General features: G+C 68.8%; 1 protein-coding gene. It reads left to right on the top strand.

From position 1 onward, the window contains the following. Window positions 1-57: 57 nt before the first annotated feature. Complete coding sequence (locus tag NMI01S_RS02035; RefSeq protein ID WP_245716671.1) at window positions 58-13,671, top strand: non-ribosomal peptide synthetase; 13,614 nt, start codon at window positions 58-60, stop codon at window positions 13,669-13,671. Window positions 13,672-13,824 lie beyond the last annotated feature (153 nt).

Raw genomic sequence — 13,824 nt, 5'->3', positions numbered from 1 at the left:
CGGGACGGCATGACGCGGCCCGCACGGACCCGTCCGGCCCGGACGCGTCGGCCCCGTGTGACCACCCTGCCGCAGCTGATGGCCACCGCGGTCGAGGCCGATCCCACCGGCACCGCGTTGGTCTACGCCGACGCCACCACCACAGTGGCCGAGATCACCTACGCCGAACTCGACGAGCGGTCCACTCGGCTGTCCCGCCTGCTCATCGACCGTGGGCTCGGTCCCGAGGATCTGGTCGCGGTCGGCATCCCGCGGTCGGTGGAGTCGGTACTCGCGGTGTGGGCGATCGCCAAAACCGGCGCCGGCTTCGTCCCGGTGGATCCCAATTATCCCGCCGACCGGGTCGCGCACATGGTCACCGATTCCGGGGCGAAGCTCGGATTGACGGTCGCGCAGGTCGCCGCGGATCTGCCGGACTCGGTCGAGTGGCTGACCGTCGACGCGCCCGAATTCGCCGCCGCCCTCGCGGAATTTCCGGGCGATCCGGTCACCTATGCCGATCGACTGCGTCCGCTGCGCGCCGAACATCCCGCCTATGTGATCTATACCTCCGGATCGACCGGCAAACCCAAGGGCGTCGTCGTCACTCAGGCCGGGCTGTCGAGTTTCTGCGATGAGCAGCGTGAGCGCTATCGCGTCGCAAGTGATTCGCGCACGTTGCATTTCGCATCGCCGTCATTCGACGCATCGGTGTTGGAGCTGTTGCTGGCGTTGGGCGGCGCGGCGACGATGGTGGTGGCCGCGCCCTCGGTCCTCGGTGGTGACGAATTGGCGAGTCTGCTTCGCCGCGAAGCGGTTACGCACGCCTTCGTGACGCCCGCGGCGCTGGCCTCCGTGGACCCGGCCGGACTCGACGCGCTGCGGGTGGTGGTGGCGGGCGGTGAGGCCTGCCCCGCGGAGTTGGTGCGGCGCTGGGTGATTCCGATCGGCGACGACGGCGCGACCCGCGAGTTCTTCAACGGTTACGGCCCCACCGAGACGACCATCATGACGAACATCAGCGCGCCGTTGGTCCCGGGGCAGACGGTGACCATCGGCGGCCCGATTCGCGCGATCACCGAATATGTGTTGGACGAACGACTGGCACAGGTGCCTCGCGGCGCTGTGGGCGAGTTGTACATCAAGGGCGCACAGGTGGCGCGCGGATACCACCGGCGTCCCGGTTTGACCGCCGCGCGTTTCGTAGCCGATCCGTTCGATCCCGACGGTTCTCGCCTGTACCGCACCGGCGACCTGGTCCGGTGGACCGCAGCCGGTGAGCTGGAGTACGTGGGCCGCAACGACTTCCAGGTCAAGATCCGTGGCTTCCGCATCGAGCTCGGCGAGATCGACGCGGTCCTGGCCGGCCACGACTCGGTCGATTTCGCGGTCACGGTCGGGCACGAATTGCCGACCGGCGCCACCATTCTGGTCTCCTACGTGCACGCCGCGGCGGGGCAGGCGGCCGACCCCGACACCCTGATCGCATATGCCGGCCACAGCCTGCCGACGCATATGGTGCCCACCACCCTCATGGTGCTCGACGAAATCCCGCTGACGCCGGTGGGCAAGCTGGATCGCTCCGCACTGCCCGCGCCGGTGCTGGCCGCGGGGGAGTTCCGGGCGCCCGCGAATGCGCTCGAGGAGATGGTCGCGGGCGTCTTCGCCGAGCTGCTCGACCCGGGCGCGCCGGTAGGCGCCGACGACGACTTCTTCGATCTGGGCGGAAACTCCCTGATCGCGACCCGAGTCGCGGCCCGGCTGGGCGCGGCGATCTCGGCTCGGGTTCCGGCGCGGCTGCTGTTCGAGGCTCCGACGGTGGCGCAACTGGCACAGCGGCTGGAGCCGCTCGCGGGTGCGGGTGGCCGGTTGCCGCTGGTACCGATGCCGCGCCCCGAGCACATCCCGTTGTCGCTGGCGCAGCAGCGAATGTGGTTTCTCAACCAGTTCGATCCGGACTCGCCCGCCAACAACATTCCGTTCGCGATCAGGCTCACCGGCGCACTGGACGTGGCGGCGCTGCAGGCAGCCGTCGCCGATGTCATCGAACGTCACGAGACTCTGCGCACCGTCTACCCGGCCATCGACGGCACCGGCCATCAGGTGATTCTGCCTGCCGAGGAAGCGGTTCCGGATCTGACGCCGCGCCCGGTGCCGCAGGACGAACTCGGCGGCTGGCTGGCCACCGAACTGCTCGCCGGTTTCGATGTCGCCGTCCAGGTGCCGTTGCGCATCGCCGTCGCCCAGGTCGGGCCGACCGACCATGTGATCGGGATCGTGGTGCATCACATCGCGGCGGACGGCGCCTCGATCGCGCCGTTCATGCGCGATCTGGTCGCGGCGTTCCTGGCCCGCCGCAACGGCTCTCGGCCGCGCTGGGTGCCGCTGCCGGTGCAGTACGCGGATTACGCGCTGTGGCAGCGCGCGGTTCTCGGCGACGAGAACGATCCGGATTCGATCGCCGCCCGGCAGATCGAATACTGGCGAAAAACTTTGGCGGGCAGTGCCGAACGACTCGATCTGCCGTTCGACCGGCCGCGTCCACAGATCGCCTCCGGCGCCGGCGCGCAGTATCGCTTCGAGCTGGACGCCGCTATCCACGCCGAACTCGACGAACTCGCGCAGCGGACCGGCACGTCGCTGTTCATGGTGATGCACGCGGCCTTCGCGGTACTGCTGGCGCGGGCCTCCGGTACCGACGACATCGTCGTCGGTACCCCGGTCGCCGGGCGCGGCGAGGCGGAACTGGACGCGCTGGTCGGCATGTTCGTCAACACGTTGGCGTTGCGGACCACCGTCGATTCCGGGGCCACGTTCGAGCAGCTGCTGGCCGCGGTGAAACAGACCGACCTCGGCGCGTTCTCCCATGCGGAACTACCCTTCGAGCGCCTGGTCGAGGTTCTGGATCCGGTTCGCTCGCAGGCGCACCACCCCCTGTTTCAGGTGGCGTTGTTCTTCCAGAACATGGAAACACCCCGGCTGCAGCTGCCCGGGCTCACCGTGGACGCGGTCGAATTCGACGGTGCCATCGCGAAATTCGATCTGCAGCTGACCGTGGTGCCGCGTCAGGAGGGGAGCACCCCTGGCGGTCTGTCGGCGATGTTCACCTATGCGGCGGACCTTTTCGACGAGGAGACGGTCGCCGGTTTCGCCGATCGACTCGTCCGGATCCTGCGCGCGGTGGGCTCGGATGCCGAGCGTGCCGTCGGTGAGATCGAACTGCTCGATTCCGCTGAGCGCGAGCAGATTCTGCGCGCGTGGAACGACACCGCCCATCCGGTCGAGCCGGAGCTGCTTCTGGACGGGTATCGACGTGCGGTACAGCGGACTCCGGGCGCCGTCGCGCTCCGCTACGAGGGCGCCGAGCTCACGTACGCGGAGTTCGACGCGCAGGTCAATCAGCTGGCACGCCTGCTGATCGCCCGGGGTGTGGGTCCGGAAACGCTGGTGGGCCTGGCGATTCGCCGCTCGCTGGACCTGGTCGTCGGGATGTACGCCATCATTACCGCAGGTGGCGCCTACGTGCCGCTGGACCCCGACCATCCGGTCGAGCGCATCACCCACATCCTCGAGACCGCCGAGCCGGTCTGTGTGGTGACCACTCGCGCCGATGCGGTCCCGGTGCCTGCGCACATTTCGCTACTGCGCCTGGACACCATGGACCTCAGCGGATTCGACGCGTCCCCGGTGCGACCGGAGGAGCTGGCCGCGACGCTACGGCCGGAGCATCCCGCCTACGTCATCTTCACCTCCGGGTCCACCGGCCGGCCGAAGGGCGTGGCGGTCTCGCACAGTGCCATCCACAACCAGATCGAGTGGATGCTGGCCGCCTATCCGCTGGGCAGCGGGGACGTCTATTTGCAGAAGACGGCGACCACCTTCGATGTCTCGTTGTGGGGCTACTTCCTGCCGCTACGCGCGGGCGCACGATTGGTGCTGGCCACCCACGACGGCCACCGGGATCCGGTCTATATCGCGGAAATGATTGCGGCGCAGTCGGTTACCGTCACCGATTTCGTGCCGTCGATGCTCACGGTATTCGCTACCCAGATCAGCCCGGGTAGCTGCCCCACCCTGGCCGACATCTTCGTCATCGGTGAGGCGCTGCCGCCGGAGACCGTCGATGCCGTGCGCGCGGTCAGTGACGCGCGCATCCACAACCTCTACGGGCCCACCGAGGCCGCTGTTTCGGTGACCTATTGGCCGGTCGGCGACGAGCGGCCGAGCGTTCCGATCGGCCTGCCGCAGTGGAACACCCGGGTCTATGTGCTGGACGACCGGTTGCATCCGGTTCCGCCCGGCGTGCCCGGTGAGCTGTACCTGGCCGGTGCCCAGTTGGCCCGCGGCTACGTGCGGCGTCCCGACCTCACGTCCGATCGATTCGTGGCCGACCCGTTCGATACGGGTGCGCGCATGTACCGGACCGGCGATCTGGTGCGCTGGCATGCCGCCGACGACATCGGTTCCGGCCGCCTCGATTACATCGGCCGCACCGACTTCCAGGTGAAGTTCCGTGGTCAGCGCATCGAGCTCGGCGAGATCGAGACCGCGCTGCTGGCCCTGCCCGGCGTCAGCCAGGCGGTCGCGGTGGTGCTCGGTTCGGACCTGGGTGATCAGCTGGTGGCCTACGTGGTCCCGGTACCCGGAACCACGCTGGATCCGCAGCGGCTGCGGTCGGTTGTGGCGCACACCCTTCCGGCGTACATGGTTCCGTCGGTGGTCACGGTCCTCGATGCGCTCCCGCTCAATGCCAGTGGCAAGCTGGACCGCAAGGCACTACCCGAACCGACCTTCGGCAGCCGCGAATTCCGCGCGCCGAGCACCCCGGTCGAGGAGATCGTGGCAGAGGTGTTCGGCTCGGTGCTCGGCATCGAGCGGGTCGGCGCCGACGACGACTTCTTCGCCCTCGGTGGGAACTCGCTGATCGCCACCCAGGTGGTGGCGCGGTTGGGCGCCGCGATCGGGAGCCGGGTACCGGTCCGTACGCTGTTCGAGGCTCCGGTCGTGGCCGGGCTCGCGGCGAGTGTGGAGTCGCAGACACACCGCCGCCGCGGCGTCGAACTCGGTTCGATCGAGCGGCCCGAGGCGCTGCCCCTGTCGCTGGCGCAGCGCCGGATGTGGTTCCTGAATCGGTTCGACCACGCCGACCAGCGGGCAGCCGGAACCGGTTCCGCCGCTTACAATCTGCCGTTCGCACTGCGGCTCACGGGCAACCTGGACGTGGCGGCGCTCAGTGCGGCCCTCGACGATGTGGTCGCGCGGCACGAGGTGCTGCGGACCATCTATCCGGAGACGGCGAACGGCCCGGTCCAACTGGTGCTGCCGGTCGACACCCGGCTCGGCCTGCAGCCCGAACCGACGCCCTCGGGTCTGGTGACCGACGTCGTCTACCGCTTGGCCACGACATCGTTCGACGTCACCACCGAGGTACCACTGCGGGTGCGGCTGCTGGAGGTCTCCGATCTCGCGCCCGGCTCGCGGCGGGTCTACATCCTCGCGGTCGTTGTCCACCACATCGCCGCCGACGCCTCCTCGATGGGTCCGTTGGTCCGCGACGTGATGACAGCCTATGTGGCGCGGACCTCCGGTCACGCCCCGAACTGGGCGCCGCTGGCGGTGCAGTACGCCGATTTCGCCTTGTGGCAGCGCGCTGTGCTCGGCGACGAGCATCAGCCCGATTCCATTGCGGCCCAGCAGATTTCCTATTGGCAGCGGCAATTGGCGGGACTGCCCGATGTGCTGGAACTGCCTACCGACCGGCCGCGCCCGCCGGTGGCGAATCTGGCCGGCGCCCGGGTGGATGTACGCATCGCGCCCGAGGTACACGCCGGTCTGGTGGAGCTGGCCCGGGCGCACGGCGCAACCCTGTTCATGGTCGTGCATTCGGCACTGGCGGTCCTGCTCGCGCGCCTGTCGGGCAGCGACGACATCGCCATCGGTAGTCCGGTCGCCGGCCGCGGTGAAGCCGAACTCGACGATCTGATCGGCATGTTCGTCAACACCGTGGTGTTCCGGACCCGGGTCGAACCCGGCGAGTCGTTCGTCGACCTGCTGGTGCGCCAGCGCGAAACCGACCTGCAGGCCTTCGCTCATGCCGATATCCCGTTCGAGCGGCTGGTCGAGATCCTCAACCCGCCGCGCTCGACCGCGCACCATCCGCTGTTCCAGGTCGGCTTGTCGTTCCAGAATGTGGCGCGCACCCAATTGGAATTGCCCGGCCTGAGTGTGTCCGGGCTCGCCGCCGATCTCGACGTCTCCCAGTTCGATCTGCATGTGATCGTCTCCGACAGCTACGACGAGGACGGTCGCGCGGCCGGCATCGGTGGCTTCCTCACCTACGCCACGGATCTTTTCGATGCCTCGACCGCGGCCGAGTTCGCCCAGCGGTTGTCGCTGCTGCTCGGCGCCGTGGTGGCCGATGCGGCCGTGCCGGTCGGCGATATCGACCTGCTGACCGCGGCCGGGCGCGATCGACTGATGGAGCTGGAACGCGGCCCGGTCCGAGCGATCGACACCACCGCGACGTTGCCGGACCTGCTGGCCCGCAGCGTGGCCGCGAATCCGGCGGCGCCGGCATTGGTCGCCCGGGCAATGGGTGGCGAGGGTGTCGAACTCGACTACGCCGAACTGGGCCGCCGCGTCAATCGCCTTGCCAGGAAATTGATTTCGCTCGGCGTCGGTCCCGAGTCCCGGGTCGGCCTGGCCCTGCGGCGCGGGATAGACCTGGTGGTGGGCATGTACGCGGTCTCCGCGGCGGGCGGCGCCTACGTTCCGCTCGATCCCGACCAGCCCGCCGAGCGGACGCGCTACATCCTGGAAGCCGCCGATCCGGTCTGTGTGCTCGCGACGTCCGATGTCGGCGATCTGCCGTGGTCGGGTCCGGCCGCGGAATCGACCGGGGTGGTTCGTGATTGGCGTGGCCGCTCGGAGTCCATTCCCGCCGCCCGCCCCGCCGGGGCGGCGGGCGCAGTGGTGCTGATCGACGCGCTCGATCTATCGGATATCGCCGCTGACCCGATCACGGATGCGGATCGGCTCGCGCCACTGCGGCGCCAGCACACCGCCTACGTGATCTTCACCTCCGGCTCCACCGGGCGGCCGAAGGGCGTCGCGGTGCCGCATGCGGCGATCGTGAACCAATTGCTCTGGAAGCAGGCCGAATTCGAGCTCGGTGCCGAGGATGCGGTGCTACTGAAAACGGCGGCGACCTTCGATCTGTCGGTGTGGGAGTTCTGGTCCGCGGCGGTGGCCGGTGGTCGGCTGATCATCGCCGCGCCCGACGGGCACCGCGATCCGGAGTACCTCAACGAGCTCATCGCCGGAGAAGGCGTCACCACCCTGCATGTGGTTCCGTCGATGCTCGAGGCGCTGCTCACCGAGACCGAGTCGGCCGGAGTGGTGGCGCGCCGCGCCACCGCTCTGCGGCGCGTCCTGGCGATCGGTGAGGCGCTGCCGGCGGCTCTGGCCCAGCGCTTCGCGGCTGTCCACCCCGACGTTGCGCTGTACAACCTGTACGGGCCGACCGAGGCCGCGGTCTCGATCACCAGTCATCGGGTCACCGACCGGGACGAGACCTCGGTGCCGATCGGGGCCCCGGAATGGAACAGCCGGGCGTATGTGCTGGATTCGCGCCTGCATCCGGTCCCGGTGGGGGTGGCCGGCGAGTTGTATCTGGCCGGCGCGCAACTCGCACGCGGCTATTTCGGTCGTCCGGATCTGACGGCGGATCGGTTCGTCGCCGATCCGTTCGCTTCCGGTAGCCGGATGTATCGCACGGGTGATGTGGCGGCCTGGAATTCGCACGGTGAGCTGGAATACCGGGGTCGCACCGATTTCCAGGTGAAGGTCCGCGGTTTCCGCATCGAACTGGGTGAGATCGAGGCGACGCTGTTGCGTCTGCCGCAGCTCGCCCAGGCCGTGGTCGTCGCCAAATCCGACGGCCGCACCGGCCACCGGCTGGTGGCGTATCTGGTGTCGGCCGACCGCGAACTCGATGTGGCCCGGGTGAAATCGGCGCTCGAATCCGCGCTGCCGTCCTATATGGTTCCGGCGGCCTTCGTAGTGTTGGACGCGTTGCCGCTGACCGTCAACGGGAAACTGGATCGGGCGGCACTGCCCGATCCGGTGCTCGAGGTCAAGCGCTATCGTGCGCCGCGCACGGTCGCCGAACAGGTGGTCGCCGAGGTCATCGGCGAGGTGCTGGGTATCGAGCGGGTGGGTCTCGACGACGACTTCTTCGCCCTCGGTGGCGACAGCATCGTCTCGCTGCAGGTGGTGGCCCGGGCCCGGGAACGCGGAGTGAACTTCCTTCCGCGCGAGGTGTTCTCGGCTCGCTCGGTCGAGGCGCTGGCGGCGCGGGCGACCGTGACGCAGGTGCACGCCGACGAGCGGTTCGGCGAGCTACCACTGCTGCCACCGGCGGTGCGCATGCTGCGGCTGGAGCCTTCCGGATGCGCCCAGCGTGCCATCACCATCGATCTGCCGGCCGACAGCGCGGCCGATCGCATCGATGCGGCGATTTCGGCACTGCTGCAGCGGCATCCGATCCTGTCGGCGCGACTGGACCGCGAGCGGAACGTCCTCGTGGTCCCCGAGGAGCCGGTCGCCGTGTCGCTGCGCCGGTTCGCACCCGGTGACGACACCCTCGCGATCGCCGTGCGCGCGCTGTCGGAGGATCTGGATCCCGACACCGGTCGCGGCATCGCATTCGGTCTGGTCGCACCGGACGGTGGCGATGAAACCGCGGATGCGCCGACGAGTTTGGTCGCCGTGGCCAACGGGTTGGTGGTCGACGACACATCCTGGCGCATCGTGGCCGATGAACTGTCGCATGCGTGGGCCGGCGGGCATTCGGCGCCGGCCGCCGATTACGCGGGTCCGGTCGGTGTCGGTAAGGCGTTGGCCGCGCTGGCCGACGACACGGTCACCGTCGCCGAATTGGGCTGGTGGCAGAAGCATCTCGCACAGGCTCCGGACGAAGTCGCCGTCGACGAGGTCGATCTGTCCGATCGCGGCCGGGTCTCGCTGGTACTCACCGCCGAAGGCGCGGCCGCGGTGGACGCGGTGGCGCGGGCCTACCACGCGACGATCGAGGATGTCCTGCTCACCGCGCTCGCCCTGGCCTGGGCGGGGCCGACCCCCGGCACAGTGGCCGAGGTCGTCGGGCCCGTGGTTCAGCTGTCGGCCGACGGACGGGCCGCCATCGGCGCCGAATCGAGCGGCACCGTCGGTGGTTTCACCCTCGCTTATCCGCTGGTCGTCGGCCTCGACGGCATCGACGTCGAGCAGGCGCTGCTCGGTGCCGATGCGGCCGGCGCCGCGATCGCGCAGATCAAGGAGCTGCGGCGCGCGGTGCCCGGCGCGGGGATCGGCTACGGTCTGCTGCGGTACCTGAATACCGAAACCGAGCCGGTCCTGGCCGCGGCGGCGCAGGGTCGCACCGCGTTCCGCTATCGCGATCTGCGGCCCGCGCATCCGCACCCCGACACTCCGGCCGGTGATGTGCTCCTCGATATCACCGTCGATGCCGCCGAAGACGGGCTGCTGGCCCGATTCGACTACGCCGCAACGGTTTTCACTGTGGACGAGGTCAAGGAGTTCGCTGGGCAGTGGGTGCGCGCGCTGGGCGGGCTCGCCGAACACGGCACGCATCCGGGCGTCGGCGGTTTCACCGTCTCCGACTTCGCCCTGGTCGAACTGAACCAGAGCGATATCGATCGCCTGTATCGGCGGTATCCGGCGGTGACCGATATCTGGCCGGTCACCCCGCTGCAATCGGGCATGTTGTTCCACGCGCTACTCGCCCGCGCCTCCACCGACGTCTACCTTATGCAGTTCGTCGTGGCGCTCGGCGGTGCGGTGAACGGGCAACGGTTGCACGCGGCGGCGCAGGCCGTGCTGGACCGGCACGACAACCTCCGGGTCGCATTCGCCGTCGACGGCGCGGGCAACCCGGTGCAGGTGGTGCTGGATCAGGTCGACGTGCCGTGGCGCGAGATCGATCTCGGGCAGCTGCCCGCGGATCGGGTATCGGCCGAACTGGACCGGATCCGCGAGCTGGACTACGCCGAGCGCTTCGATATGGCGAGTGCGCCGCTGCTGCGCTTCACCCTGGTCCGGACGGGTCAGGACAGTTATCAGCTGCTGGTGACCACCCACCACATTCTTCTCGACGGCTGGTCCATCCCGCTGGTGATGCAGGAGGTGCTGACCGTTTACGCGCTGGGCGCGCGGTCGCGGCAACTGCCCACGGTGCGGTCGTACGGCGACTATCTGCAGTGGCTGACCGCCCAGGATGTCGAGGCCGCCCGCACCCGGTGGCGGCGTGCCCTGGCGGGTGTCGACGAGCCGACGCCGTTGGCGCCGGTCGATCCGGGCCGGGAGATCTCCGCGGGTGTCGGGGAGGTCGAGTTCGCCCTGTCGTCGGCCGATACGGCCGAACTGGGCCGACTGGCCGCCACGCTGGGCGTCACCGTGAACACCGTTGTGCAGGCGGCCTGGGGACTGCTGATCGGCCGCTGCACCGACCGTGACGACGTGGTATTCGGTGCGACGGTCTCGGGCCGCCCGCCGACGCTGTCCGGCGTGGAAACGATGGTGGGCCTTTTCCTCAACACCATTCCGGTGCGAGTTCGCCTGGGCGCCGAGGAAACCCTGAGCGGATTGCTCACCCGCCTGCAGGCCGAACAGGCCGACCTGCTGGACTTCCACTACCTGGGGCTCAGCGAAATCCAGCGGGCCGTCGGCGTCGAGGGCCTGTTCGACACGCTGGTGGTGTTCGAATCCTTCCCGGTCGACGAGAAGGGCCTGGCCGCCCTCGGTTCGATCGACGGCATGCGGGTCGACGGCGTGCAGTCCGTCACCGGAACCCACTATCCGGTCACGGTCATGGTGGTGCTGGACGATCAGCTGCGCATCTCGTTGAAGTATCTGCGCGACGTTTTCGGTGCCCGGGAGGCCGAGGCGCTCGCGGACCGGTTGCGGTATTCGATCGACCGATTCGTGCGTACCCCCCACGCGCGGGTAGCCGAGGTGGACGCACTGCTCGCCCACGAAGTGGCGGAATTGGCCGCGCACAACGCCACCGATGATCGGCGACTGCTCGACGACGCCACCCTGCTGACGCTGTTCGACGCACAACTGGCACGGACTCCGCAGGCTCCGGCCGTGTACTTCGGCGATACCGTGCTCACCTACCGGGAGCTCGACCGCCGGTCCCGGGATCTGGCGCGGGAGCTGACGGCGCGCGGGATCGGACCCGAATCGCTGGTGGCGGTCGCCATGCGACGGTCGATCGAGCTGGTCGTGGGAATCTATGCCGTCCTGCGAGCCGGCGCGGGATATGTGCCGGTGGATCCCGACCATCCGGCCGAACGCAACGATTTCGTCCTCGCCAACACGCGGCCCAGTTGTGTGCTGACCACCGCTCGCGAGGGCTTCGTCACCGCCTCCGAGGTCCCGGTTGTGGACGTCACGGCGCCGCGTGACGCGGGTCTGTCCGCGGCGGTGCGGCTGCCGCGGATACATCCGGATGCGGTCGCCTATGTCATGCACACGTCGGGCTCGACGGGCCGGCCGAAGGGCGTGGTGATCACCCACCGGCAGATGGCGAACCAGTTCCGCTGGGCGCAGCGCACCTACCCGCACCGCACCGGCGACGTGGTCTTGCACAAGACCCCGATCACCTTCGACATCTCGACGTGGGAACTGTTCTGGCCGTTGCACACCGGCGCGGCGATCGCCGTCGCCGAGCCGGACGGACATCGCGATCCGACCTATCTGTCGCGACTGATCGATGCCCGATCGGTCAGCACGGTTCACTTCGTACCGTCGATGCTGGACGCGTTCTTGGATCCGGAAGGCAATCCGGCCGTGTCGCAGGGATATCCGTCGCTGCGCCGGGTCTTCGCCGCCGGTGAGGCGCTTTCGGCGGATACCGCACGGCAGTTCGCGGCGACCCTGCCCGGCACCGATCTGGTGAACTGGTACGGCCCCGCCGAGGCGACCGTGGTCACCGCCTGGCCCGTTTCCGCCGGTGCCGAGCACGCCGTGCCGATCGGCACGCCGGTCGCGAATACCCGCGTGCACGTCCTGGATCGCCACCTGCGCCCGGTCCCGCCCGGCGCACCGGGCGAACTGTACGTGGCCGGTGTGCAGCTCGCCCGCGGGTACATGAACGCGGCACCGCTCACCGCCGAGCGGTTCGTCGCGCACGAGGGCGGGGAGCGGCTGTACCGCACCGGCGATATCGTGCGCTGGCGGGCGCAGGCGGACGGTGCGGCCGCGCTCGAGTATCTGGGCCGCAGCGATTTCCAGGTCAAACTGCGCGGGCAGCGGATCGAACTGGGCGAGATCGAGGCGGTGCTCGCGCGCGATCCGGCCGTCCGGCACGCGGTGGTCTCGCTGGTGCGCGGCGCTTCCGGTGACCGGCTGGTCGCCTATGTCGTCGCGGCCGACGGTGTGCTGGACGAGGTGAGCTTGCTCGCTCGCGCGCGGGAATCGTTGCCGTCCTATATGGTTCCGGCCGCTGTCGTCGTCCTCGCGGAATTGCCGCTCAATGCCAGCGGCAAGCTCGATCGCAAGGCTTTACCGGTGCCCGAGCTGTCCGGCCGTCCCTACCGGGAACCCGCGACGGCGACCGAACAGGCCGTCGCCGCGGTCTTCGCCGAGGTGCTCGAGCTCGGTCGGGTGGGCGCCGACGACGATTTCTTCGATCTCGGCGGTAATTCGCTGGTCGCGACCAGGGCGATCAGCCGCTTGCGGGCACTGACCGGCGTCGATGTCCGGGTGCAGTGGTTCTTCGCGGGCGCCACCGTGGCCGCCCTGGCGGGGCGTATCGACGCGTCCCCGGGCACGGCGTACGACTACGACGCCGCTGCCGAAGAAGCGCTCGGGGTGCTGTTGCCGATCCGCGCCGAGGGAACCGGTACACCGGTCTTCTGCTTCCACCCGATGTACGGATTGGCCTGGTGTTACGCCGGCTTGGCGCGCTACATCCCGGACCGCCCGATCTTCGGATTGCAGTCCCCGGCCCTGTCCGAAGGCGACTATCTGCCGCAATCGCTGCGGGAGATGGCCGAGGAATACCTGCGCCGGATCCGGACCGTGCAACCGCACGGCCCGTACCGGTTCCTCGGCTGGTCGCTCGGTGGCGTCCTCGCCCACGCGGTCGCGACCACGCTGCAGGCCGAGGGGGAGCGGGTCGAGAGCCTGATCATGTTCGACAGCCGCGCCGAAATGGATATCGCGCATTTCCGAAGCACGATGCGAGAAGCATTGGCGGAGATCGGGATCGGTGCCGAGGCGCTGATCGGCGCGGGCGACAGCGATATCCGCGACCTGAGCGACGATGCGGTGCACCAGCTGTTCGAGGCGTTCGGATCCGATATGGGCGCGTTCACTCCGGAACGGGTGCACCGGATCTACCGCAGTGCGGTGCAATCCGCCGAATTGACCACCGAGCATCGGCCGGCAGTCTTCCGCGGCCGGATCGAGTACTTCACCGCCTCCGACAACACCACCGATGTCGGGGATTGGCGCAAGTACGTGGACGGAGATGTGGTCGAATATCGGGTCGAGGCCGAACACAGCCTGATGATGTCGCCCGAAGGGGTCGCGGAGTTGGGGCCGGTACTGACGGAGTTGCTCGCCGGGCGGGGCGGGCCTCGCGAACCAGGTCCTGGTTCGGCATGATGAGTCACGCACACGTAACGGAGCGGTCTGGTCAGACGACTAGATGGCCGTAGGGTCGGGTGACGTCCCGACCTGGCCGGTGCGCCTCGCCGGGCGTCGCCGGAACAGCTGAAACCGAATTGTCGAGCAGATAGCGAAGGTGTGAACATTGAT

The organism is Nocardia mikamii NBRC 108933 (genome assembly GCF_001613505.1).
GTDB classification, from domain to species: Bacteria; Actinomycetota; Actinomycetes; order Mycobacteriales; family Mycobacteriaceae; genus Nocardia; species Nocardia mikamii.
This window is presented reverse-complemented; position numbering and strand designations above follow the sequence as displayed.